At 71.4% G+C, this 23,605-nt stretch carries 17 protein-coding genes and 1 pseudogene; 8 read left to right on the top strand and 10 right to left on the bottom strand.

Annotated features, from left to right (window positions below; all coding sequences use genetic code 11):
- Positions 1-2,070 carry a hybrid sensor histidine kinase/response regulator gene (locus WMF20_RS48890; protein ID WP_437608857.1) on the bottom strand — a complete coding sequence of 690 codons (2,070 nt, stop codon included), beginning with the start codon at positions 2,068-2,070 and terminating at the stop codon, positions 1-3.
- 427 nt (positions 2,071-2,497) lie between these two features.
- Here WMF20_RS48890 and WMF20_RS48885 point away from each other — a divergent pair, with 427 nt between their 5' ends.
- Positions 2,498-3,109 carry an NADPH-dependent FMN reductase gene (locus WMF20_RS48885; RefSeq protein ID WP_437608855.1) on the top strand — a complete coding sequence of 204 codons (612 nt, stop codon included), beginning with the start codon at positions 2,498-2,500 and terminating at the stop codon, positions 3,107-3,109.
- A gap of 57 nt (positions 3,110-3,166) precedes the next feature.
- On the opposite strand, the gene WMF20_RS48880 is transcribed toward WMF20_RS48885, so the two are convergent.
- Positions 3,167-3,799 carry a TetR/AcrR family transcriptional regulator gene (locus tag WMF20_RS48880; RefSeq protein ID WP_437608853.1) on the bottom strand — a complete coding sequence of 211 codons (633 nt, stop codon included), beginning with the start codon at positions 3,797-3,799 and terminating at the stop codon, positions 3,167-3,169.
- Positions 3,800-3,915: 116 nt separating this feature from the next.
- On the opposite strand from WMF20_RS48880, the gene WMF20_RS48875 reads away from it, so the two are divergent.
- Entirely contained in the window at positions 3,916-4,656 is a 741-nt protein-coding gene (locus WMF20_RS48875) for a 3-oxoacyl-ACP reductase family protein (protein ID WP_437608851.1), read from the top strand.
- 35 nt (positions 4,657-4,691) lie between these two features.
- Here the strand turns inward: WMF20_RS48875 and WMF20_RS48870 are convergent, their stop codons facing one another.
- The 4 genes from WMF20_RS48870 to WMF20_RS48855 all read right to left on the bottom strand — a co-directional run bounded on the left by WMF20_RS48870 (position 4,692) and on the right by WMF20_RS48855 (position 9,904).
- Positions 4,692-5,570 (bottom strand): hypothetical protein, encoded by an 879-nt coding sequence (locus WMF20_RS48870; RefSeq protein ID WP_437608849.1) that lies wholly within the window; start codon positions 5,568-5,570, stop codon positions 4,692-4,694.
- A 49-nt stretch (positions 5,571-5,619) separates the two neighbouring features.
- Positions 5,620-7,764: a leucine-rich repeat domain-containing protein gene (locus WMF20_RS48865; RefSeq protein ID WP_437608847.1), complete on the bottom strand. Its 2,145-nt coding sequence runs from the start codon at positions 7,762-7,764 to the stop codon at positions 5,620-5,622.
- 427 nt (positions 7,765-8,191) lie between these two features.
- Positions 8,192-9,310 carry a hypothetical protein gene (locus WMF20_RS48860; RefSeq protein ID WP_437608845.1) on the bottom strand — a complete coding sequence of 373 codons (1,119 nt, stop codon included), beginning with the start codon at positions 9,308-9,310 and terminating at the stop codon, positions 8,192-8,194.
- A gap of 417 nt (positions 9,311-9,727) precedes the next feature.
- Positions 9,728-9,904, bottom strand: coding sequence for a hypothetical protein (locus tag WMF20_RS48855; protein ID WP_437608843.1), 177 nt, complete (start codon positions 9,902-9,904; stop codon positions 9,728-9,730).
- Between the two features lie 434 nt (positions 9,905-10,338).
- Here WMF20_RS48855 and WMF20_RS48850 point away from each other — a divergent pair, with 434 nt between their 5' ends.
- Positions 10,339-10,917 carry a helix-turn-helix domain-containing protein gene (locus WMF20_RS48850; protein WP_129580678.1) on the top strand — a complete coding sequence of 193 codons (579 nt, stop codon included), beginning with the start codon at positions 10,339-10,341 and terminating at the stop codon, positions 10,915-10,917.
- Here the strand turns inward: WMF20_RS48850 and WMF20_RS48845 are convergent.
- From WMF20_RS48845 to WMF20_RS48835, 3 genes are read right to left on the bottom strand one after another with little or no spacing between them, the layout of a single operon-like run.
- Positions 10,868-11,260 carry a hypothetical protein gene (locus WMF20_RS48845; RefSeq protein ID WP_437608841.1) on the bottom strand — a complete coding sequence of 131 codons (393 nt, stop codon included), beginning with the start codon at positions 11,258-11,260 and terminating at the stop codon, positions 10,868-10,870. The two genes, WMF20_RS48850 and WMF20_RS48845, sit on opposite strands and share 50 nt — an antisense overlap.
- 48 nt (positions 11,261-11,308) lie before the next feature.
- Entirely contained in the window at positions 11,309-12,844 is a 1,536-nt protein-coding gene (locus tag WMF20_RS48840; RefSeq protein ID WP_129580676.1) for a sensor histidine kinase, read from the bottom strand.
- 7 nt (positions 12,845-12,851) lie between these two features.
- Complete coding sequence (locus WMF20_RS48835; protein ID WP_437608838.1) at positions 12,852-14,036, bottom strand: FIST signal transduction protein; 1,185 nt, start codon at positions 14,034-14,036, stop codon at positions 12,852-12,854.
- A 435-nt stretch (positions 14,037-14,471) separates the two neighbouring features.
- Between WMF20_RS48835 and WMF20_RS48830 the strand changes: the two genes are divergently transcribed.
- The 4 genes and pseudogenes from WMF20_RS48830 to WMF20_RS48815 all read left to right on the top strand — a co-directional run.
- A complete protein-coding gene (locus WMF20_RS48830) occupies positions 14,472-15,434 on the top strand; it encodes an endo alpha-1,4 polygalactosaminidase (protein ID WP_437608836.1) in 963 nt (320 codons plus the stop codon).
- Between the two features lie 425 nt (positions 15,435-15,859).
- Positions 15,860-16,747, top strand: a complete 888-nt coding sequence (locus WMF20_RS48825; RefSeq protein WP_237244813.1) for an ABC transporter substrate-binding protein — start codon at positions 15,860-15,862, stop codon at positions 16,745-16,747.
- A 7-nt stretch (positions 16,748-16,754) separates the two neighbouring features.
- Positions 16,755-18,257 (top strand): sugar ABC transporter ATP-binding protein, encoded by a 1,503-nt coding sequence (locus tag WMF20_RS48820; RefSeq protein WP_437608833.1) that lies wholly within the window; start codon positions 16,755-16,757, stop codon positions 18,255-18,257.
- 107 nt (positions 18,258-18,364) lie between these two features.
- A pseudogene (locus WMF20_RS48815) lies at positions 18,365-19,081 on the top strand (ABC transporter permease); the annotation flags it as partial.
- A gap of 46 nt (positions 19,082-19,127) precedes the next feature.
- Here the strand turns inward: WMF20_RS48815 and WMF20_RS48810 are convergent.
- Positions 19,128-20,480, bottom strand: a complete 1,353-nt coding sequence (locus WMF20_RS48810) for an ADP-ribosylglycohydrolase family protein (protein WP_437608831.1) — start codon at positions 20,478-20,480, stop codon at positions 19,128-19,130.
- 114 nt (positions 20,481-20,594) lie between these two features.
- Here WMF20_RS48810 and WMF20_RS48805 point away from each other — a divergent pair, with 114 nt between their 5' ends.
- Complete coding sequence (locus tag WMF20_RS48805) at positions 20,595-23,366, top strand: DUF2961 domain-containing protein (protein WP_437608829.1); 2,772 nt, start codon at positions 20,595-20,597, stop codon at positions 23,364-23,366.
- Positions 23,367-23,605 lie beyond the last annotated feature (239 nt).

Genomic DNA, 23,605 nt, shown 5'->3' with positions numbered 1-23,605 from the left:
CTACCGCTCGCCGCCCGCGATATGCGCGAACAGCACCTCGGGGGCGATCGGCTTGACCAGGTGGGCGTCGCACCCCGCCTCCCTCGATCGGCGCACGTCGTCCTGCTGGCCGTACCCCGTGAACGCGAGGATCCGCAGGGCGCCCGCGCCCGCCTCGCCCCGCATCCTCCGGGCGACCTCGTAGCCGTCCATCGCCGGCAGGCCGATGTCGAGCAGCACCACCTCGGGCGCGAACGAGCGCGCCGCCTCCAGCGCCGAGGGCCCGTCGTGGGCCAGCGCGGTCACGTGGCCCGCCTGCTCCAGGAGGAGGACGAGGGCGTGCGCGTGATCGCGGTTGTCGTCCACGACGAGGATCCGGCGCGTGAGCGTGCCCGAGACCGGCCCGGCCGTGCCCTCGGCCTCGGCCGGCGGCTCCACGGCGGGCAGGCGCACCGTGAACTCGCTGCCCCGGCCCTCGCCCTCGCTCGCCGCCGCCACCGAGCCGCTGTGCATCTCGACCAGCCGCTTCACCAGCGTGAGCCCGATGCCGAGGCCGCCGCGCGCGCGGCCGAGCGTCGGGTGCGCCTGCTCGAACAGGTCGAAGATGCGCGGCAGCATCTCCTCCGGGATGCCGTACCCCGTGTCCTTCACCCGGACGACGATCTCCGACCCCTCCTGGCGCGCCGAGAGCCAGATCCGCCCGCCCTCGCGGGTGTACTTCGCGGCGTTCGTGAGCAGGTTGACGACCACCTGCTCCAGGCGCGCGGTGTCGCCGAACACCGGCAACGGCCGCGGCCCCACGTCGAGCGCGAGCTCGTGCTTCGATGCGTCGATCAGCGGCGCGGCCGCCGCCACCGCCTGGTAGACGACGTGGCCGAGATCGAGCGGCTCCTGCTTCAGCGTGATCTTGCCGCGGGTGATCCGCGAGACGTCGAGCAGATCGTCGACCATGCGGCCGAGCTGGCCCAGCTGCCGCTGCATGACCGCCTGCGCCCAGGCCCGCCGCGGCTCGGGCACCGTCGGCATCTGCGAGATGCGGAGCGCGAACTGGATGGCCGAGAGCGGGTTCCGGAGCTCGTGCGCCAGCATCGCGAGGAACTCGTCCTTGCGGCGGTCGCCGTCGAGGAGCGCCTGCTCGGCCTGCTTGCGCGCGGTGATGTCGTTGAAGGAGACCGCCACGCCGTCGCCGACCTTCACCGCCATGTTGCGGACCCACACGCGGTGCCCGCGCGCCGTGTACGCGATCTCCTTGTCGTGCGGCTCGCCGGTCTCGACCACGCGCACGTAGAGCGGGAAGAGCTCCGTCCGCTGGTCGGGCATCACGTCGAGGAGCCGCCGGCCGACGAGCGCCGAGACGGGCACGCGGAGGAGCCGGCCGGCGGCCGGGTTCGCGAAATCGAAGAGGAAGTCGGCGATCCGGCCCGCCTCGTCGCGCGCCGGGCGCAGCACGATGAACGCGTCGAGCGAGAGCTCCTGGGCCGCGCGGAAGCGCTCCTCGCTGCGGCGCAGCGCCTCGTCCGCCTCCTTGCGCGCGGTGATGTCCTCGATCACGCCGACGGCCCGCACCGCCTTGCCGCGCTCGTCCCGGAACACCGCGCCGCGCACCATCACCCAGCGGACGCCGCCGTCCTTCCGGACGAACCGCTTCTCGCTGCGCCACTCGCGCTCCGCGCCGTGGACGGCCCGCTGGTACACGGCGAGATCCCGCGCGCGATCGTCGGGGTGCGTGAGGTCGACGAAGGTGCGCTCCAGGAGCTCCGCCTCGGAGTAGCCCGTCAGCGCGCAGAACTCCCGGCTGACGGCGAGGATCCGCGTCGTCGACGGCTCGCCGGTGGCCACGGCCACGCCGGCCAGCTCGAGCGCGAGGTGGAGATCGCGCTCGCTCAGCAGCGCCGCGGGTGCCCGGTCGAGCTCGCGTCGAAGGCCGCCGTCGCCGGAGCTCTCTGCCCCGGATAACGATGCGCTCTCCGCGTCATTCCGCTCCTCTCGAGTCCCCGTCACCCGCCCTCCCCCGGCGACGCCCCGCCGGACCGCCGGCCAGCGGGCCGGCGGCCCGGCGGCCCGGCGCGCGTCGCGGCCATCGTAGACCAACGGCGCGCTCCTGACAGTGACGAAACGAGCGGGCCCGACGCGTCGCAGAAGCGCCATGGACGCGGCGCCCCGTGGACCGGAGTCGCCTCTCGCCAGCGCCCGCGCCCCCCCCGCCACAGCGCGTGTCGACAGCGCGGATCGGCGCCGCGCCGGGAGCGGGATGGCGAGGGAGAAAGCTCAATGATCTTCGCGTCTTCTCACCGCCATGGGCGCCGTCCGCGCCAGTGCGGCCGGCGCCCGCGCCGCCGAGCGGGCGGATCGCCCGCGCCGCGAGGTCGTCGCGGCGCTCGCGGACGCCGCGCGGCGCCGAGCCCGCGCGCCGTCGAAGCCCTCGACGCGCCGCGCGAGCGCGCGGTAGCATCGCGCGCCGCAATTCACCGATAGCAAGGAGCGCCGCGCAGCGCCTCGCCCGCCGCACGCAAACCCTATGAAGCTCGCTGTCATCTCAGGTAGTCACCGCAATGGCTCCGAATCGGGGAAGGTCGCCCGCTACGTGCAGCAACAGCTGTCGTCGGCGCCGGACGTCTCCTCCGTCTACCAGCTCGATCTCGCCGACAACCCGCTGCCGCTCTGGGACCAGGAGGCCTGGCAGCCCTCGGAGAAATGGGAGCGCCTCTGGTCGCCCATCTCCGCCGAGCTCACCGCGTCGGACGCCTTCGTGATCGTGGCGCCGGAGTGGCACGGCATGGTCCCCGCGGGGCTGAAGAACTTCTTCCTCTTCTGCACCAAGGGCGAGCTCGCGCACAAGCCCGCGCTCATCGTCGGGGTCTCCGCGAGCATGGGCGGCGCCTACCCGATCGCAGAGCTGCGCATGAGCAGCTACAAGAACACGTACCTCTGCTACATCCCGGATCACGTGATCGTGCGCCACGTGCGCGATCTCCTCAACGACCCGGCGACGCCGCAATCGCCCGACGACGGGCGCATCCGCGAGCGGCTCCAGTACGCGCTGGGCCTCCTCCTCCAGTACGGCAAGGCCCTGCAGCAGGTCCGCGCGAGCGGCGCCGTCAACCTGGCCCGATACCCGTACGGGATGTAGCCGCCGGCCCGGGTGCCGAAGATCCTCTCGCGTGAGACCGCCGCGGTCGAGGGCAGCCTACGGGCCGCGCGGCGCGCCAGGCCATGCCCGCATCGCGACCTCGACAGCCGCGCGGAGGCTCTCCCGCGATGCGCCATCCCGCGCCTGGACCGACATTCCCAGCAAGACGGTCGCATAGAACGTGGCCAGCGCGGCGGCGTCCGTGTCGGGAGCGAGCTCGCCGGCCTCGACGGCGCGCTGGATCCGCGCCTCGAACCCGCTGTGCCACGCCCCTCGGTAGCTCCGCAGCAGGCCCTGTACGGGCCGGGCGCCGGGGGAGCACTGGGTCCCGGCCAGCGCGATCATGCACCCGGGCGGATGGTCGGGCCGGGTGAGCTCGTCGGCCGCCGTCTCGAGCAGCCGCTGCACCGCGCCCCGGGCCGTCGGCTCCTCGGCGACGATGCGGTCGATGTACCCGCCCCGCCCGGCGAGATACCGGTCGACCGCCGCCCGGAACAGCTGCTCCTTGCCCCCGAACGTCGCGTAGAGGCTCGACGGGCTGATGCCCATCGCCGCGCTCAGCTCGTCGAGCGACGTCCCCTCGTACCCCCGCTCCCAGAACAGGACCATCGCCCGCTCCAGCGCCGCCTCCTGATCGAAGCCGCGCGGCCGCCCTCGCCCCCGCCGGAGTACCCCCGTCGCTCTTTTCATAACGATCGTTCCAAAAATCGCTTGACGGACTGCAACAACCTACACAAGCTTCCATTGAAGGAACGTACTTAGCTTCCATTGAAGGAACGATCGTTCCAAAAAAGGGGGAAGCTGCGATGGGTACGTTGAAGGGCAAGGTTGCGCTGGTCACCGGGGGTTCGCGGGGCATCGGGGCGGCGATCGCCAGGCGCCTGGCGCACGAGGGCGCCGCCGTGGCCATCACCTATGTCGCGTCGCCCGCGAAGGCGGCCGAGGTGGTGGACGCCATCGAGGCGGCGGGCGGCAGGGCGATCGCCCTGCGGGCGGACAGCGGCGACGTCGAGGCGGTGAGGAGCGCGGTCGCCCAGACGGTGAAGGCCCTCGGCCGGCTCGACGTGCTGGTGAACAACGCCGGCGTCTCCGCCATGGCGCCCATCGATCAGGTCTCGCTGGAGGAGTTCGATCGCCTCATGGCGGTGAACGTCAGGGGCCTCTTCGCCGCCGCGCAGGAGGCTGTCCGCCACATGGGCGAGGGCGGGCGCATCATCAACATCGGGAGCATCTGCGGCGACGTGGCGCTCATGGCCGGGATGTCGGTCTATTGCGCGACAAAGGCGGCGGTCGCCGGCCTCACACGCGGCTGGGCCCGGGATCTCGGTCCACGCGGCATCACGGTCAACAACGTCCAGCCTGGCCCCGTGGACACCGACATGAACCCGGCCGACGGCCCGCTCGCCGCCGGGATGAAAGGCCAGATCCCCGTGCAGCGCTACGGGCAAGGCGACGAGGTCGCCAGCATGGTGGCGTACCTGGCCGGCCCCGAGGGCGCCTTCGTCAACGGCGCCAACCTGAACATCGACGGCGGCATCACCGCCTGATCGCTCCGGTTTGGCCGACCAGGCGGGCTGTGACGCTACGCCTCGTCCTCCACCAGCGAGACGGCGAGCAGGGCGCCCCCCGGCGCGATCGCCCGCAGCGCCGCGGGGACGGCCGCGAACGCGAGGCGCTCGACCTGCTCGGCAACCACCGAGGGCCGCACCAGGATCGAGCCAGGCGCGCCCTCCGGGGCCGGCGCATCGCCGTCGAGCTCGGCGAGGGATATCCACGCGAGCCCGCCGTGGTCGACGCTCACCGCACGGGCTGTCGGGTCGACGCAGCACTGGGCCGCGAGCAGCACCACGTGCGCGATGTCGGCGTCGACCTCGACGGCACCGGACGCAGGATCGACATAGGAGGCCACCTCGACGGCGTCGGGCACGAGCTCGCTCCAATCGACCTGTGGCGTCCACGAGGGCTGCGCGACGAGGCGCGCCAGCTCGAGCTCGAAATCGATGATGGCGTCGGCGGCGGCGAGCTCGCGCAACCCCTCCACGCGCTGCGCTGCGAGCGAGAGCGCGTTGTAAACGACGGTCGACCCGTCGACGAGGTCGGCGCCTGTCGCGCGGGCGCGCAGCGCCGCCGTCACCTCGTCGCGCGAGAGCCCGAGGACCGCGGCGAGCGTCGCAATCCGCGACGCCTCGATGGGCGAGCGCATGCCGGCGAGCGCGCGGTCGAACGCCGGCCGCCGCCGCGCGAGGAACCCGAGCAGGTCGTCGAAGGCAAACGCGCGGGGCACCTGGCCTTCGATCTCGGCCGGCGTGACCGCGTGCCGCTCGCGGAACGTCGCCTGCAGCGCGGCGTGGAGCTCCTGGACGGCCTCGAGGTCTGCCGGAAACACCCACGCTCCCGGAGGGAAGGGCGCGCGCCCCTGGCGGCCCCGGACGGCGAAGCGCTCGGCGCAACGGACGGTCATACCGGCACGGCTATCACGGGTGGGCTGGCGCGTCAGGAGCTTCTCCGACTCAGGGCGAGCAGGTGCCGGTGCCGTTGTTCTCCTGGAGCATCAGTGCAGGCACCCAGTCGAGTCGCTCCACGAGCGCCTCGACCTCGCAGCCCGGCAGGCTCTCGTTGTCCCGGATCTCCATCGTAGCGCTGATCGATCGAGCTCCCAGGTCGCGAAGCGTCGCGAGCGACCGGTTCCCCTCGATATTGAGGTGATCGAGGTTGGTCAGGTCCTCGAGTCCGGTCAGCCCGACCAAGGCGTCATTGTCTCGGATGGTGAGCTGGTTCACGCGGACCACGCCGCGCAGAGCGTCGATGTCGACGAGCGCCTGGTTGCCTGCGAGCCTCACCGCCTGGATCACGCCGCCGTCCGCGCCGAACGAGCCGACCCCGTCGAGGCTGGTGAGCGCGGCGTTGCTGGAGATGTGGAGCCCGCCTGTCACGCTGCGGAGGCCGCTCAGGCCCGCGAGGCTCGTGAGCCGAGGATTGTCGAAGAGCTCGAGCCGATCGAGCTCCGAGATCTGCTCGAGCCCCGTGAGGCTCACGAGCCCGGAGTTCTGGCCCACGACGAGGGCTGACAGCTCCGTGATGCCGGCGAACCCGGACAGGTCCGAGAGGGAGCCGCAGCCGGTGACGGACAGCTGCCCCACCCGTGTTCCGCCGCCGAAATCGATGGTGGTGAGCTTGGGGTTGTCCGAGAAGGAAATCGACGGCGCGTGGTCCAGGTCCGAGCGAAGGTGCGCGAAAGCGTTGGCGCTCACCAGCTCGGGGTTCGCTTCGACGGCGGCTTGCTGGGCGACATCGCGGAGGGAGGGCACGCCGTCCAGGCTGCTCATCGCTGAATTGCCGATCACGACGAGGGCGTCGGTGGTCTCGAGCGCTCCGAGCCCGGTCAGGTCCACGAGCCGCTCGTTCGAGTAGATGGCGATGGAGCGTGTGGAGACGAGGCCATCCAGGCCCGCGAGGCTCGTGAGCCGAGCATTATCGATGATATCCAGCCGGTCGAGCGCCGAGACCTGCTCGAGCCCCGTGAGGCTCACGAGCCCGGAGTTCTCTCCCAGGATGAGAGTCGACATCTCCGTGATGCCGGCGAACGCGGACAGGTCCGACAGGGAGCCGCAGCGGGTGACGGACACCTCGGCCAGCCGTGTCACGTCGCCGAGATCGATGGTGGTGAGCTTGGGGTTGTTCGAGAAGGAAAGCGACGACGCGCGGTCCAGGTCCGAGCGAAGGTGCGCGAAGGCGTTGGCGCTCACCAGCTCGGGATTCGAGTCGACGGTGGCTCGCAGGACACCGCGGAGCGAGGGCGCGCCGTCCAGGCTGTTCATCGCCGCATTGCCGCTGACGACGAGAGCGTCGGTGGTTTCGAGCGCTGCGAGCCCGGTCAGGTCCACGAGCCGCTCGTTCGACGAGATACCGATGACGCCTGCGGAGACGAGGCCGTCGAGGCCGCGCAGCGAGCTCAGCTGCCGGTTTTCCCGCAACGTGAGCTTCTTGATGGCCGTGAGCCGCTCGAGGCCTTTCAAGCTGACGAGCCCATCGTTCTTGGAGATGAAGAGCTCCTCGAGGCCGTCGACGGCGCCGAGGCCCTCGAGGCTGGTCAGCCCGTCGTTGTCGACCAGGTTGAGCCACCCCCGGCGCAGGCTGCGCAGCCCGTCCAGCGTCGCGAGCCGGTCATTGCCCTCGATCCAGAATACCCCTTCCTCGACGTTGTCGAGGCCTGACAAGGACTCGAGGGCATCGTTGTCGACCACGCGCCACTCGGCCGCTTTCACCCCAACGCCGGCGACGCTCTCGAGGAGCGGGTTCTCGCTGATCAGGACGGCCACGGCCTCTCGCAGGCTCTGAAGCCCGCTGAGGCTGAGCAGCGAGGAGTTCCGCATCACCTCCAGCTGCAACCAAACGGAGGAAAGGGCGCCGAGACCATCCAGGCTGGACAACCGCGTGGTGTCGATGATCTGGAGCTTCCCCTTGATGTTCTTCAGACACGCGAGCGGGGACAGGTCGGAGACGTCGCCGCCGATGGAGAGCGTGCCATCGAGCACGGTTACGCCGCGCAGGTCCTCGAGACCGTCCTGGTGAGTGACGCTCAACGAGCCGCTGTACACGCTCGGAGCGCACCCCTGCTCGGCGCCCCCCTCGCCCGCGTCCGGCTCGCTCGGCATGCCTGTCGACGAGGTTTGGCCGCCTGAGCTGGAGGCCCCCACGGCGTTCGCTGGGCCCTCGGCGCCCCCGGCGCCGCCGGCGCCCCCGGCGCCGCCAGCTCCTGTCGTCGATCCGACCTCGCCTCCGTCCGCCGGCGGTTCTTCGATGTGACGCTCGACCCGGCCCCCGCAGGCCGGCGCGAGCGCAACCGAGGCAAGCACCCCCATCCACCACGGCATCCGCATACCGCGACGCTGGGCTCACTCCGATTCCGCGTCAAGACCGGCCAGGGCCATGCTGGACGTGCGCGATTGCAACGCGGAAACTTTACAGGCGACACGGAGCGCGACGCGCCCGTCCAGCGCTGGTGGCTGCACGCCGCACCGAGACCAGCAAAACGACGGCGTCGTATCTGGATCAGGGAGCGGCGTCGATCGGCGTGCTGCCTCAGTTCGTCTCCAGCTCGCAGACCGGGAAGCCCTCCTCGTCCAGCTCGCAGGTCGTGCCTTCAGAGCACGGAAAGATCTCGATCCCCCTCCGCGGCGAACAGAACCGCGTGGCGGACACGCCTTCCTCGGTGACGGCGCAGTCGCCGACCTCGGGCATGAACGAGCAGTCGTACGGCGTGGAGTTCGGCCGGAACCAGCAGAGCGGACGTGCGCCTGGTCCTTCCGCGCAGGCGGCGTACGCGGCGTCCGCCTCGACCGTGGGATCGATCTCGACCAGGCGCGCGTACGGCGGGACGAGACCGGGGATGTCGGTGCCGGGGTTTCGCACCTGGCACAGGGCGCCGGCGAAGATGGTGTCCACGCGGCACTGGCTCCCCATGTTGTTGACGTTGGTGCCCGTCACGACCGTCGTCGAGGGCGTGTCGGTCGACGCCTGCGTCCCGCCGAGCCAAACCCCGAAATCGTTGGCGACCGCCGCGATGCGGTAGCAGAGATCGCGCTCCGCGTCGCCCGCCCAGACGCCGTCGCAGCGGGCCTTTGTCGCCGGCGACACCCGCGTCCGGTACGCGCCGTTCGCGTCGATGTCATCGCCCCACATCCGGGGCAGGCAGTCCTTCGACGCGAAGTAGTCGGACTGGCCCTCGGAGGCGCTCACCGTGCCGAACCGGCCTTCATCGAGCCCCTCGACCTGGGTGCGCTGCGGCGGACCGTCCTTGAACGGGAAGCCGCCGAGCGCGTGGCCGACCTCGTGGCAACCGATGAATGTCGCGAGGTCGCGCGTGAGGCCGGGACGGAAGAGGTCGGACCCCACGATGATGTTCCAGGTGCGGTCTGCGGCGATATCGATGCGCGTCAACGAGCCGGTGACGCGCACGGTGAGCTGCGCCCCGTGGGCCTGCGCTTCAGGGGCATACGCTGCCGCGACGCCTTCGACGAGGAGCTTCACGTCCGATTCGGACACCGGCTCATCGCCGGCGAGCGGCATGTCCGACGCCTCGACCCCCTCCGGGTCCTGTCCCACGGCAGACGCAGGGGGGCTCGAGCACCCCACGATGGCGCTCGTGGCCAGCGCCACCGCGAGCAAGGCTTTTGCGCTCCGCATACCAACAACGACCATGGTGCTCCTTTCGCCGCGCGTGCTGCGCGGAACGGTGCGCGCCGACGGCGGCTCGCATGCCGCGGCCGTCCGCGGACGAGCCCGCGTTTCGCTGCGATCCCGAGTCGATTCGGCGCCCCCAATGAAGCCGCCCGCGGCGTCATTCCCCCTGCGCGAGGCGCGGAGCGCCTCGATGAGAAGAATGGCCGCTGGCGAGCTCGACCCTAGAGGTCCAGCTGGGCCCTGCGTCGCTGCTCGGCTGTCCTGTGGATGCCGGCGCCCTCGGTCGTCCTTCGCTCGAACCGCGCGGGACGGCGTCGTTTTCCTGCTGTGCCAACCGGCGGTCCGACGCGCCGCGGCGCACCGCGCGCTCTGCCCTCGCGCCTGCTGGCCTGATTCCACCCACCAGCAGTCCAGCCAGGGATCCGGAGAGAGAGTTCAACGCAAAGGCGCAAAGGCGCAAAGGAAAATTAATATGTGTTGTTTTTGCGCCCTTGCGCCTTTGCGTTGAAAATTCTCTTCGCTCGCGAGGCAGATCCCTGGCGGGATTGCTCGGCGGAGGCGACCCCCTTTGGCCTGCTCGGCGATGGCATCTTTGGAGACTTCGTATGCCATACCGTGATCCTTTCCATCGCTCTCGACGAGAGACTCTGCCATGACGGGCTGCCGGCCCCGACAGTCGGGCCCGATGCCGTCCTGGTAGCCACTGAGCCCGCGAGCGACTCGACGTCCGCCGGCCCGCCCGAACGCGCGAGGGTCGGGTGAGCAAGCGGCGGACGGGGGCCAAGTCCCCGCCTGCACCGACACACCCCCCGGGCCGGTCACGGTCCAGCCCGAGGTGATCCTCGCCGAGACCCGGCCGCCGCGCCGAAATCCCTCGCCCAGGCTGCGCCTGACGCGCTCGGTGAATATCCACCTTGACAGGTGAACAGTACTGCGCAAAGTTCGAACGGGTAGGCCCGCGCTCGCCCCCCCTTCGAAGCGAGGAGATGACAATGCCCATCATCGGACGACAATGCACACGCGACGGCAGGACGGTTTGCCTTCGGATGAGTCAGGCCGATCTGCCGGTCAATCTCGAGGGGCCCGGGCTCACGGTCGTTTACGGGTGGTCGAGCGAGGAGCGCCGCGCGAAAGGGCTCCCGGCTTCGATCCAGGGCGTCGAATTCCGCACGGACTCGGGCAAGGTCCTCGCGTTTGACCACTGCCCGTTTTGCGGCGGGGAGCTCGCGGGCAGCGCGACGAGCGTCCGAGCGACCGTGGCACGACGCGCCGCGTCGGAGGGCGCCCGTGCCGAGCTGCCGCCGGTGAAGGCCGAGCGCGCACGGCCGGACGTGCGTGCGATCGAGGCCGCGCCGCCTCGCCCGCCGAGCGCACCGGCGCCGAGCGCACCGGCGCGCGAGCAAGCGGCGACGGGCTCGACCTCGCTGAAGGAGCTTCGCGAAAAGCTCGGGCTCTCGCAGGCCGAGCTCGGCGGAAAGCTCGGCCTCGCGCGCAGCTCGGTCGCCAACTACGAGAACGGACGGTCACCCCTCTCGCAACGGCTCCGCAAGTGGATCGCGAAGCACGAAGCGAAGCTCACCGAAGGGGGAAACGGCGCAGGCCGCCGCGGGAGCGCGGCCGCGTAGCACGCTCGTCATCGACCGGTGGTTCTGGCGGGACGTCTGACCCGCGGCACTGGGCGCAGCCGGTCACCTCGCGGCCCGGCCCCTGCCGCGGATCAGCCGCGAGCCCGTCCGCGCCAGCGCGATGGGCGCAGTCGAGGTGGAAGCTCGTCGGCCTCTCGCGCGGCTCGGGCGCCCCGAAGAGCGCCTCCTCGGCCGCGTCGAGCGCGCTGGCCTCCCGCCGGCCGCCGAGGATCTTGGCGAAATCTTCATGGATCTTGAGGTTGTCGTCGACGACCAAGATCCGTCGCGGCGGAGCGGCGGTCTCCACCTCGTTCAGGACCGGCTTCGGTGAGATCGACTCCATCTCGTTTCACCACCTGGCTCCATCTCACGATGCAGCAGAGCGCGGCGATCAGCGTGAGCCTTCCTTCGACGTCTGAGGGCGCAGCGGAAGATCGAGGATGAACGTCGCGCCCCGCCCAGGAGCGCTCCGGCACGTGAGCGTGCCGCCCATCTCCTTCGCGGCCAGCGCGCTCGTGTGGAGACCGAAGCCGTGCCCGCTCGGCTTTGTCGTGAAGCCCTGCGTGAACAGCTTCGAGGCGAGCCGCTCGTCGATCCCGGCGCCGTTGTCCTCGACCATGAGCTGGAACCGCGCGCCGCCGTCGCCGCGGATCGAGGCGACGATGCGCCCGCCCTCACGGCCGCACCCCGCGATCGACTCCGCGGCGTTGCGGACGAGGTTGACGAGGATCTGCAGCGCCTTGTGGCGATCCAGCGTCGCCTCCGCGACGGGCTGGTAATCCCGCGCGATCTCGATGCCCGTCAGCGCGAGCGACGCGGAGACGAGCGCGATCGCGTCGTCCACGAGCCCCGGGAGCTCGCAGAGCTCCGTCACGCCGATCGCGGTCGCATAGCGCTGCTGCTTGTTCACGATCGCCTTGAGGTGAGAGAGGTACTCCTGCAGCCGCGTGACCTCCGCGAGGATCTCGTCGCGCTCGGTCGCGAGGTGCGCCGAGAGCTCCCTCAGGAAATTGAGGATCTTCCAGGCGCGGTCGGGCGTGGACAGCGAGGCGGGGAGGCCCTCGCCCTCCGCCTCGAGCAACCGGACGAGCTTGCCCACGTTCCCGACGCGCGACGCCCGCAGGCGCTCGGCGACGAGCTCCGCGCCGACGTTGATGCTCGTGAGGACGTTGCCGACGTTGTGCAGCACGCCCGCCGCGATATCGGCCATCCCTGCCCGCCGCGACGTCTCGGCGACCAGCTTTGTCGACGCGATGAGCTCGCGCTGCGTCCTGCTGAGCTCGCGCAGGCTGGCGTCCAGCTCGCGGTTGGCCGCGACGATCTCGGTCCGCTCGCGCTCGACCTGGGCCGCGAGGATGCTGTTGTTCACGAGCGCGGCGAGGTGGTTGCCGAGGAGCATGAAGTGGTTCTGATCTTCCTCGGAGAACCTGTGAAACTTGGCGGTCCGCGGCGAGCTGCCCGCGAACAGGAGGAGGCGTGAGCCCCGGCGCACGCTAGACGAGAGCCAGAGGAACTCCTCGAGCCCGATGGCGTCCGCGAGCCTCCGCAGCGTGGGCGGGGCGCTCGGATCGCACCGCCCGCTCCCCTTCGCCCGGAAGAGCGCGTCCGCCTCCGCCTCGACGTGGGTCAGCGCGGGAGGCGGCCCCGGGTCCATCGTATGCATCGTCACGCGCCCGCTCGGCGCCTCGTATTCGAGCGCGCCGGCGCTCTCGAAGCTCAGGCTCCCCACGAGGAGGTCGCTCCACCTCGCGATCAGGCCCGCCATGTCGGTGTCCTGGAGCTCCGGAGAGAGCGCGTGAAACGCCCGGAGCCACTCCTCCGTGCGGCGCCGCGCCTGGCGGAGCTCGAAGAGCTCCCGTTCTCGATGGATCAGGAGCGTGGCCTTCGCCTTGAGCGTCTCGACCAGCGCCGCGGGATCCGTCGCCATGGCGCGCTCACTCCGAGAGGGCGAGGACCGGATACGTGTAGTTATGGTAGACCGGCTTTCCGGCCACCGGGTAGATCTCGCCCCAGCACACGACGCCGGCCCACGCCGCCTCCGGGCCGAGCGCCGCCTGCATGTCGAGGTTCTCCTTGTTGGTCAGCGCGTCTCCCAGGAACGGCTTGGTCCGCGCGCCGCACTCGAAGCCGAAGACGGCGCGGAGCTTCTTGCCCTCGAGCCGGGCCTTGAGCTCGTGCACGAGCCGGTTTGCGCTCGCGAGCACGTCGTCGACCGTCCGGTGGTGAAGCATGACCCGGGTCCCGGTCGGGATCGCCGCCCCGAGGAGGACGCCGCTGCGGCTCCTGTCGAGGACGAGCGCGCACCGGATCAGCTGCTCCGTCGCGGCGCCCGCGCCGTCGACCGCCATCCCGATCGCGATCGCCGAGGTGTTGCCGACGTCGCCGGGCGGCGCGGCGCCGCCGGTCATCTCCTCCCACACCTCGAGGGCAGGCCGCCCGTCCAGCTCGACGAGGTAGTTGCCCTCCGCCCGCGTCACCGTCATCTCGAGGCCGATGGGCGAGCACCCGATACAGCTCGCGATCGTGGCCGTGAAGTCACCCCACAGGGCGCAGGCGACCGCAGAGCGGGTGAGCACGCGGTCGTCATGGTATTGAGAGGTCTCCGTCATCTCCCGCCCGAAGAAATGGGAGGACGCGCCGCCGACGACAGGGCACTGCACCTCCGCGTGCAGGGCGTCGAGGAACACGTGCGCGTCGACGCCCGACAGCGGATCGTAATTCAGGAGGACGACCTTCGGCGGCTCCGGCGAGCCGGCGCGCAGGCGCTGGCCGCAGAGCCGGCCCTTCTCCGCGGTGTCGGTCTGGACCTCCTCGACGCTCGCGGCCGCGATCCGCACGCCGTCCCCGCCGAGGCCGAGGACGCTCGCGGCGTACCCCTCCTCGCGCACGCCCCCGCGGCCCATGACCCCTTGTCCGGAGCAGCCCACGATGGAGGCGCCCGCCCCGACGCCCTCGCGCAGGCCCTTCAGGAACGCGGCCTGATCGTGATTCACGGTGAGGTACGCGAACACCACCTTCGGGGGATCCGCGAGCTCGCGCGCGAGGCGCTGCCCGGTCTCGAGGCCGGTCTCGTACGACCGCCGCCCCTGCGTCATGATGCTCTGCACGCTCAGCTTCATGATCGGCTCCCTCCTGCGCGTCGCGCTTCGCTGTCGGCCGGCGCCCACCGCTGCGCGGCTTCGAGGCGCTCGATTCGCTCGAGCGCGTTCCGCCGGAAGCATGAAACGTTACTGGACTTCACCGCTGACGTCCATCTTATGCACGGGCGGGCGTCCGGGGCTCGTGGCCCAGGTCCCGCAGGTGGATGCCCAGGCGGGGCGGTGGTCGCCCGGGCTGGCGGCGCGGGCGGGACCCGCGGCGCGGGCGGCGCGGCACGCTGGTCGGCGGCGCGAGCCCAGCGCCGCCGGGGCCGCCCCGGATCGCTGCGCTTTCTGTGGTTCCCTCGCTGCGCGACCTGGGTGAAGCTCCAGAAGCGCGCCATCACGACACCGGTTGGGCGTCGAGGCGCACACCCCGGAGCGATCGAGCTCCGGAGCGACGAGAGGAGCGCCATCATGCATCGATCGTGGCCTGCGGTGGTCCCGTGGTTGATTCCCATCCTTTCGGCAATGCACGTCGCGTGCGGCGACGCCGGCGCAGATCCGGGCGGAGCAGGCGGCGCGGGCGGAGACGCGCGCGATGGCTCGAGCTCGTCAGCCCCGGCGGCCACCTCCTCGACGGCCGCCGGAGGGGGCTCCGAACTCTGGATCCCGGCGCTCGACACGCCGTGGCACTGGCTGATCGACCACCCCCTGGACCTCGACGACCCCAAGGACATGGGCCTGGTCGATCCCACCGGCGCGCCGCTCGATCTGCCGCCTCCCGTGGTCTACGACATCGACTGGGAGTTCACGCCGGCAGAGACGGTCGCCGCGCTCCACGCGAGGGGCGCCAAGGTGATCTGCTATGTCGACGTCGGCGCGTTCGAGGATTATCGATCGGACGCCGGCGACTTCCCGGAGTCGGTCAAAGGCGACCCGGACTACCACTGGGAGGGCTCGTTCTGGCTCGACATCCGGCAGATCGACGTCCTCGGGCCGATCATGCAGGCCCGGTTCCAGACCTGCAAAGACAAGGGCTTCGACGCCATCGAGCCCGACGAGGTCGACGGGTACGCCAACGAATCGGGGTTTCCGCTCACCTATGAGGACCAGATCGCCTACAACCGGTTCATCGCGGATCTCGCGCACGGGATGGGCATGTCCGTCGGGCTCAAGGGCGACATCGAGCAGGCGGAGGACCTGTGGCCGTACTTCGACTGGACACTGAACGAGCAGTGCTTCGAGTTTGAAGAGTGCGAGATCCTCGTCGATACCTTCGTGGCGAACGGCAAGGCGGTGTTCCACGTGGAGTACGACGATCCGTTCTCGGGGCACATGACGGACAGGTCGCTCTTCTGCGAGCAGACGAACGCGTGGAACTTCAACAGCATGGAGATGCCGCTCGACCTCGACGGGGGCCGGTGGCCCTGCCGGTGATCTCCGGGTCGCGCGCGCGATCTGCCCCGCGCCGACGCTCTGGCGACCGCTTTTCGTCCAGTCCTCGCCCCACCGGATCTCGCCCGGGTGCTTCTGGCGCAGACGCTCCAGCTACGGCTCCTCTGCTCGACGCTTCGGGATCCGCTTGAGAACGGAGCGCATTCCCCCGAATCGACATTGTTTCTCCCCGGCCGACCTCGCCATTGCGCGAAGCTTCTGCAGCCGATTTGATAACGCCGACGAGCTCTCCAGCGCGAGCGCGACCGCGATCCGTCGACTATCCTCGCGCACCGATGAACGCCAGGTTCCTCGCGTGCGTTTTCGCGATCACCGTTCTCACTGCATGCTCGAAGACCTCGCCAGATACGACGTCGACGGACGCAGGCGCAGGGCCTAAAAGCGGCGCGCGCCTCCGCATCGCCGTCGTGCCGAAGGGGACGACGCACGAGTTCTGGAAGAGCGTGCACGCGGGCGCGGTGAAGGCCTCGCGCGAGCTCGATGTCGACATCGTATGGAAGGGGCCGCTCAGGGAAGACGACCTCAAGGGGCAAATCGATGTCGTCTCGAGCTTCGTCGCGCAGGGCGTGTCCGGCATCGTGCTCGCGCCGCTGAACGGCACGGCGCTGAAGGCGCCGGTGCACGCGGCGACTCAGGCGAAGATCCCGGTGGTCGTGTTCGACTCCGACCTCGCCGGCGACGAGCACGCGAGCTTCGTCGCGACCGACAACCACGGCGCCGGCAAGCTCGCGGGAGAGCACCTCGGCAAGGCGATCGGCGGGAAGGGCAACGTCCTCATGCTCCGTTACCAGGAGGGCTCGGCGAGCACGCAGGGCCGCGAGAACGGCTTCCTCGACGCGGTGCGCGCGATGCCCGGCATCACGCTCGCGAGCGTGAACCAGTACGGCGGCGCCACCACCGAGACGGCGTTCAACAAGAGCGAGAGCCTGCTCCTCGCCCACAAGGCCGCGGAGGGGACGATCGCCGGGGTGTTCACGCCGAACGAGTCGACGACCTTCGGGATGCTGCAGGCGCTCCGCAAGACGGGCGCCGCGAGCCAGGTGAAGCTCGTCGGCTTCGACGCGTCGGAGAAGCTCCTCGGCGCCCTGCGCGAGGGCGACATCGAGGCGCTCGTCGTGCAGAACCCGTTCCACATGGGGTACGTCGCGGTCAAGACGATGGCGGCGCACCTCCGCGGCGAGCCGATCGAGAAGCGCATCGACACGGGGGCGCGCGTCGTCACGAAGCAGGACCTCGACGACCCGGCGGTGCAGGACATCGTGAAGCCCGACCTCGCCCGGTGGCTCGGGGAGTGAGCGGCCCGTGACGGCAGAGCGCGCGCCCCTCCTCGAGGCGGCCGGCCTCGCCAAGGCGTTCGGCCAGAGCGCGGTGCTGCGCGGCGTCTCGCTGCGGATCGCGCCGGCGAGCGTCCACGCGCTCCTCGGCGAGAACGGCGCGGGCAAGAGCACGCTGACCCGCATCCTGCTCGGCGTGGAGCGCGCCGACGCGGGCTCGGTGCGGCTCGGGGGAGCGCCGTACGCGCCGGCCTCGGCCGAAGGCGCGCGCCGCGCGGGCGTCGTCCTCGTCCCGCAGGAGCGGACGCTCTGCCCCCACCTCTCGGTCGCGGACAACGTGGTGCTCGGGATCGAGCCGGCCGCGCGCGCGCGGCCCGGGATCCGCGACCGCGCGCGCGCCCGCGCCATCGCCCGGGAAGCGATCGCGCTCGTCGCCGAGCGCCCGGACCGCGTGCCGCTCGACGCGCCGGCCGGGGAGCTCGGCGTCGCCGATCAGCAGCTCGTCGAGATCGCGCGAGCGCTCGCGCAAGGCGGCCTCCGCGAGGGCGGGCGGCTCGCGGCGCGGCTGCTCGTCCTCGACGAGCCGACCTCGAGCCTCGGCCACGCGGACGCCGCGCGCCTGTTCGACCGCGTCCGCGCCCTGCGCGACGCCGGCCTCGCGGTGCTGCTCGTGACGCACTTCCTCGCGGACGTGCGCGCGCACGCGGACCGCTACACGGTGCTCCGCGACGGCCGCGTCGCCGGCGAAGGCGATCCGCGCGAGACCGAGCCGGCGCAGATCGTCCGCGAGATGCTGGGCCGCGCGCTCGAGGGCGCCCGCGAGCGCGCGGCGTCCGAGGCGGCGCCGCCGGGCGGCGGCGAGGTGGTGCTCGAGGTCAAGGACGTCTCCGGCGTGAAGCGGCCGAAGCGCGCGTCGCTGACGCTGCGCCGGGGGGAGATCCTCGGGATCGCCGGCCTCGTCGGCTCGGGCCGGACCGAGCTCCTCCGCATCCTCGCGGGGCTCGACCCGAAGCAGGGCGGCACGGTCACGCTGCGCGCTCCCCGCGGGATCGGCCTCCTCAGCGAGGATCGCGGCGGGGAAGGGCTGATGCTCGGCCGCTCGATCGCCGAGAACATCTGGCTCTCGCCGCGCGCGCCCCGCTTCGCCGCGCCGAGCTCGCTCCTCCCGGAGGCGGCGCGCTGGATCGAAGCGCTCGCGATCCGCGCGGCGGGGCCGGATCAGCGCGCCGGCGAGCTCTCGGGCGGCAACCAGCAGAAGGTCCAGCTCGCGCGCTTGCTCCGCGAAGACGTCGACGTGCTCCTCGTCGACGAGCCGACGCGCGGCATCGACGTGCCGAGCAAGGCGCAGGTGCTCTCGCTGCTCCGCGGGCTCGCGGGCGCCGGCAAGGCCATCGTGCTCGTGTCGAGCCAGCTCGACGAGCTCGTGACGACGTGCGACCGCATCGCGGTCCTCCGCCGGGGGACCCTCGATCCGCCGCGGCCCGCGGCGTCGTGGACCGCGGCGTCGCTCCTCCTGGAGGCCTCCTCGTGAAGAAGCGCCCGCCGTGGCTCGGCCCGCTCGTCGCCCTCGTGCTCGTCTACGCGCTCTTCGCGGCGCTCACGCCCGACACGTTCCTGCGCAGCCAGAACCTGCTCACGATGGCGCGGCAGACGGTGGTGGTCGGCATCTGCGCCGTCGGCATGACCCTGGTCATCGCGACCGGCGGGATCGACCTCTCCACGGGCTCGCTGGTCGCGTTCACGACGGTCGTCCTCGCGACGCTCCTGCGCGCGGGGGTGCCGGCGCTGCCCGCGGCGCTCGCCGCCACGGCGGCGGCGGGCCTCGCGGGCGTCGTCGCCGGGACGCTCGTGGGGCGGGCGCGGATGATGCCCTTCGTCGTGACGCTGGGCACGATGAGCGCGCTGCGCGGCGCCGCGAAGGGGCTCGCGTCCGAGCAGAAGATCGACGCCGATCCGCGCGGCCTCGACGCGCTGCTCTCGGCCGACCTCGCCGCGCCCGGGCTGTGGATGACCGCGGCGCTCGCGCTCCTCGTCTTCGCCGTCCTCACCTTCACGCGCTTCGGGCGCCACGTGCTCGCGGTCGGCAGCAACGAGGCCGCGGCGCGGCTGTGCGGCATCGACACGGGGCGCGTGAAGGTTGCGGTGTACACCCTGTCGAGCCTCCTCGCCGGCGTCGCGGGCGTGATGGAGTTCTCGACGCTGACGGTGGGCGACCCGACGGACTCGGTGGGCCTCGAGCTCGAGGTCATCGCGGCGGTCGTCATCGGCGGCGCGCCGCTCTCGGGCGGCGAGGCGAGCGTCGCGGGGAGCGTGGTCGGAGCGCTGCTCATCACGGTCATCCGGACCGGCGGCGTCCACCTCGGGCTGCCGAGCTGGGTGCAGGAGATCGCGACGGGCGCGATCATCGTGGCCGCGGTGGCCGTCGATCGGGTGCGTCGCGCGCGCGGCGCCCGCGCGGCCGCGGGCTGTCAGCCTGCGCCGCGAGATCCACCAGCGCGACCATCCTCTGCGCAATCGCCGTGAAGGTGTCCTCCGCCTCGGGATCCTCCGGCAGCCGGTCTGGCAGGGTCGGGCGCGTGCGGTGGATACGGTAACGCTCGGCGAGCCGCGCCCCCGGGAAGGCGCGGTGCAGCTCCTCCATGCCGCCGATGAGCGCCACGAGCCCGCCCATCGTCGCCGTGCCGTTGTCGGAGTCCCACCCGGACAGGGTGCCGATCTGGACGGTGCGCCGGAAGCTCCCCCCGCCGAACAGGAGGGCCATCGTCCCGGTCGCCAGGTTGATCGCGGACTCCGTGAACCCTCGATAGACGAAGCCGTACGCCGAGGCCCGCTCCTGATAGCGATCCGCGATGGCGTCGCGGACGCTCTCCCAATCCTCGGGATCATGCGCCGACAGATACGCCGAGAGCACGAAATCGATGACATCGGCGGCCTTCGACGCATCCGGCAGGTAGCTCCTGGCCTCGCGGACGATGCGCACGATCTCCTCGCGCCGCGGCTTCTCCGGATCGACGGTCGCCGCGAGCGAGAAGAGGAGGACATGGAACTGCGCGGCGTGCGCGGCGTGACCGCGCGCCGTGGTCCGGATGGGGAGGTCGGCGATCCGCAGCGCGAGCTCCGGCATGCCGGGCGCGAGGGCGCCGAAGATCTCCGTGGTGAGCTGCGCGTCGATCTGGAGCGCGTCCGGGTTGAGCGCCGGGTCGCTCGTTTTGGGGGGCAGCACGCCTCGCTCCATGAGGTCGCGCGCCCTCCGGTTGGAGACCCAGATGAAATCGTTGATGTGCGCTCGCCACCCGTCCCGGATCGCCTCGGGAGACAGGAACAGCGTCCTCGCCTCGGTCATGAGGTGCAAGTAGACATATTCGATATCGGTGTCGTCATCGGCCGGGCAGGGGTCGAGGAGCACGAAGTCGATCCGCGCCCCGTTGCGGCCTTGGGAAGTCCCCCAGTCTGCGTCGGTGAAGAAGGGGCGCTCGACGCGGACGCCCTCCGTCGTCAGCCCCGTCCAGTTGGCGATGCACTCGCCGAGCCACATCGCGCGGAGCCGCTCGGCGTAGGCTGCGCGATCGAGCTGCCCGCGCGCCCTGGAGGAGATTCCCGGAAGGTCGCGTTGCTCCACGGGAGCTGCCGGCGCCCCGCCCGCGCCCGCGAGCGACGCGATGGAAAGAAGCGTGAGCAGCGGGCCGCGCCAGCGCGCGGAAGGCGCGATGCGGCATGTTCCTTCGAGGAGGCGAGGGCCGCCACGAGTGCGCATGAATCACTCCTTGAATGCGCGCCCGGAGCGTCGCGCCTGGTTTCGCCTCGCGTTAATGCAAGCGAGGTGCCGAGCCCGCTCCCCCGGCGCCGATCGCACCCTTAAGTTGTGCTCATGAGCATCGGGCAGCACATCGCGCGCGCCGCGGGCGCACGCCTGGACCTCCTCGTCTCCAGCGCGGGCCGCCATCTCCTCGGCGGGGCCCTCGCCGTCGCGCCGGGCGCTACGTCGATCGCTCCGGTGCTGGAGGATCTGCTCTCCTTTCACCCCGGGTGGATATCCCGGAGCGTGACCACCCACGACCCCTCGGGTGGCAACAACGATGGATATCGCCCTGGGGTCGCGCAGGAGGGGGAGCACCGGGTCCTGTTCCATGCCCGCGGCGAGGGGAGAATCACGCGGATATGGATGACCGCCCCGCGCGCGGAGCTCGACAAGCCGGATCAGGAGCTCTGGATCGAGATCGACGGGCGCACGACCTTCCGCGGCTCACCCCATGATTTCTTCGAGGGCCGCGGCCCCTGGAAGCCGCCCCTCGTGCTCGGCGTCGACGCGAGCTCGGGCGCATTCACCAGCTACGTCCCCTTCGCCTGGTCCAGCGAGGCCAAGGTCCGCTTCCGGGGCGTCCCCATCTATTACCAGGTCACCTACCGCGAGGGCCCCGGCGCCGCGTCGGGGCCGACGCCCGAGGAGCTCGCGGGGTTCATGACCGAGGACTGGACCGCCACCCTGCCCGCCCCCACGCATCGGCAGGCCCCGAGCCCCGGCGCACCGCTCGTCCTGGCGATCGGCCCAGCTACGGTATCGGGCATCGACCTCCGGATCCCCGCGGGAAGCCTGAAAGACCTGAACGTGAGGATCGGTGAGCAGCCGCCGGTGCCCGCGTCGTTCTTCTTCGGCCTGGCCAGCACGGGCGCCGAGGCCGACGGCGGGTGGACCACCTTCCGGAGCGCGCTGCACGCCGCCCGGGCGCCCGATGCCGCAGGGTTCGGCCGGCTCGCGACGCGCCTGCCCATTCCGCTCGCGGAGGGAGAGGTGCTGTCGCTCGGGGCGGCGCCCGGGGCGTCCATCGCGGGCCTCGAGGCGGCCGTCGACCTCGCGCCCGCCCGCAGCGGCGTGCGGCTCCTCGCGCAATACCGCGATCAGGTGGCCCCCGGACGCGAGACGACGATGCCCCTCTTCGAGGGCGAGGGGCCGCTCCAGCTCGTCGCCCTCCTGGAGCACCTCAGCGGCGGCCGCCCCAACGACCGGACCTATCTCGAGGGGGACGAGATGATCCGGACCGACAGGATGTCGTACCCCCTGCAGATCGGGACCGGCACCGAGGATTACTTCAACGGCGGCTTCTATTTCCTGGGCGCGCACCATAACCCGTTCAGCGGTCTGCTCCGCTTCATCGTCATCCATCCCGAGAATCGCTGGCGGAACGCGCTGTTCGAGCATTCCTTGTACCGCCTGCACGTGGCCGACCCCATCGTGAGCCGCTCTGGCATCCGCTTCGGCATCGAGGCCGGCCCGACCGGCGCCTATACGCCGCTGCGGGCGCGCTCGCTGGGCCTCGCCTACGCCTTCTCGGATCCTCGGGAGATCGGCGAGCAGGAGGTCCACCTCGAAGGCAGGCGGCACCGCGCGCGCGCGGCCTTCGACGCCGAGCGCTCGGAGCTCCGGCGGGTCTCCCGGTCGCGCGAGGGCCGCGGGATCACCCGGATCGAGGTCGACTGCCCGCCCGAGGCGCGCGGGCTCTTGCTCCTCCGCGCGTACTCCGCGGCGAAGGCGCCCCAGACGGCGCGCGTGCGGCTCGACGGGCGGGAGGTCGGCGTGATCCACGAGATGCAGGCGAACCCGGTCCGGCCGCTCGCGGAGGACGCGCTCTGGGTCGATCTGCTCCCCGGCCAGTGCGGCGCAGACCGGCGCCCGGTCCTCGAGATCGACGCGCGGAGCTCCCCCGCGCCGTGGAGCGAGCGCGGCTACACGCTGCGGTTCTTCTCCGGGCCCCCCGCGCCGCAGCTGACGCAGGGCCCCGCGAGGAAGATCTTCGACGCCAATGCCCTCCGCGAGGCCCCGTCCTACGTGAACGATCATTCGATCGTCCAGCTCTCCGACGGCCGCTGGCTGCTCACGGGCATCTTCAACCGCGAGCCCTATCGGCCAGACTCCGAGATCGAGTTCGTCCTGGCGACGGCGGCGGAGCCCGGGCCGGCGCGCTGGGTCGAAGCCGCCTCGCCGAGCTTCGCGCTGGCGCCCGAGCGCTTCTCCACCCGCGCCCTCCCCGACGAACGCTGGATCTGGGCGCCGCACGTGGTCCGCGATCGCGACGGCGGCCTCGTGATGATCTTTCACGTGGGCACGCCCGACCCCGATCGCTCCGGCTTCCGGATCGCGCGCTCGCGCGACGGGTTCACCTGGACCCGCGACGGAGGGACGCTCTTCGAGGACATCTGCGTCGCCCGCGATCCGATGCTCGTCCGGCTCGGCGACCTGTGGGTGGTGTATTATACACGCTGTGCGTCGCGGGAATCGCGCCTGAGCGGCGTCGCTTACCGCACGTCGCTGGATCTCGCCCACTGGAGCCCGCCGACCATGGCGCTCACGCTCGGGCCGGAGACCGCGATGCGCAACAGCGGATATACCGAGTCGCCGTTCGTGTTCGCGCGGAAGGGGTGGTTTTACCTGACGGTCACGAGCTATCCCGTCGACGTCGACGCCACCTTCGTCTACCGCTCGCGCTCGCCGTTCGCGTTCCCCCCGCACCCCGTCGCCCGGCTGCGCGCGCACGCGGCCGAGTGGGTCGCGGAGGGGGGCAGCTTCGACGCGGGGCGCCTGTTCTTCACCGACGCAGGGCCCGGCAAGGGCGGCGTGTTCCTCCAGGAGCTCTTCGGCCTCTGAGCCGCGCCGCGCGAGGCAGGCGTCCGAGAGGGGCAGATCGTCCTCTGCGCGGTGGGCGACCATGTGCCGCGCCCCGCCGGTGTCCTCCAGCACGAGGAGCCCCGGGCGGCTCGGGATCAGCGCCACACCCGCGACGGCGCGACCCGCGCCGTCATGACCCGCCCAGCGCTCGCAAACATCGATGCCATGGGGTTCCCCATCTTACACCACGGGGATCGCAGCGCCGCGCCGTAACCACC

The sequence above is a fragment of the Sorangium sp. So ce834 genome (assembly GCF_051521425.1).
GTDB lineage: Bacteria > Myxococcota_A > Polyangia > Polyangiales > Polyangiaceae > Sorangium > Sorangium cellulosum_D.
The sequence above is the reverse complement of the archived record's forward strand: the minus strand, read 5'-3'. Positions and strand labels throughout refer to the sequence as shown.

Excerpts from the sequence above, each read along its gene's own strand:
- WMF20_RS48885 (WP_437608855.1), top strand. The coding sequence starts at position 2,498 with ATGAAGCTCGCTGTCATCTCAGGTAGTCACCGCAATGGCTCCGAATCG.
- WMF20_RS48880 (WP_437608853.1), bottom strand. The coding sequence starts at position 3,799 with ATGAAAAGAGCGACGGGGGTACTCCGGCGGGGGCGAGGGCGGCCGCGC.
- WMF20_RS48875 (WP_437608851.1), top strand. The coding sequence starts at position 3,916 with ATGGGTACGTTGAAGGGCAAGGTTGCGCTGGTCACCGGGGGTTCGCGG.
- WMF20_RS48870 (WP_437608849.1), bottom strand. The coding sequence starts at position 5,570 with ATGACCGTCCGTTGCGCCGAGCGCTTCGCCGTCCGGGGCCGCCAGGGG.
- WMF20_RS48865 (WP_437608847.1), bottom strand. The coding sequence starts at position 7,764 with ATGCCGAGCGAGCCGGACGCGGGCGAGGGGGGCGCCGAGCAGGGGTGC.
- WMF20_RS48860 (WP_437608845.1), bottom strand. The coding sequence starts at position 9,310 with ATGGTCGTTGTTGGTATGCGGAGCGCAAAAGCCTTGCTCGCGGTGGCG.
- WMF20_RS48855 (WP_437608843.1), bottom strand. The coding sequence starts at position 9,904 with ATGGCATACGAAGTCTCCAAAGATGCCATCGCCGAGCAGGCCAAAGGG.
- WMF20_RS48850 (WP_129580678.1), top strand. The coding sequence starts at position 10,339 with ATGAGTCAGGCCGATCTGCCGGTCAATCTCGAGGGGCCCGGGCTCACG.
- WMF20_RS48845 (WP_437608841.1), bottom strand. The coding sequence starts at position 11,260 with ATGGAGTCGATCTCACCGAAGCCGGTCCTGAACGAGGTGGAGACCGCC.
- WMF20_RS48840 (WP_129580676.1), bottom strand. The coding sequence starts at position 12,844 with ATGGCGACGGATCCCGCGGCGCTGGTCGAGACGCTCAAGGCGAAGGCC.
- WMF20_RS48835 (WP_437608838.1), bottom strand. The coding sequence starts at position 14,036 with ATGAAGCTGAGCGTGCAGAGCATCATGACGCAGGGGCGGCGGTCGTAC.
- WMF20_RS48830 (WP_437608836.1), top strand. The coding sequence starts at position 14,472 with ATGCATCGATCGTGGCCTGCGGTGGTCCCGTGGTTGATTCCCATCCTT.
- WMF20_RS48810 (WP_437608831.1), bottom strand. The coding sequence starts at position 20,480 with ATGCGCACTCGTGGCGGCCCTCGCCTCCTCGAAGGAACATGCCGCATC.
- WMF20_RS48805 (WP_437608829.1), top strand. The coding sequence starts at position 20,595 with ATGAGCATCGGGCAGCACATCGCGCGCGCCGCGGGCGCACGCCTGGAC.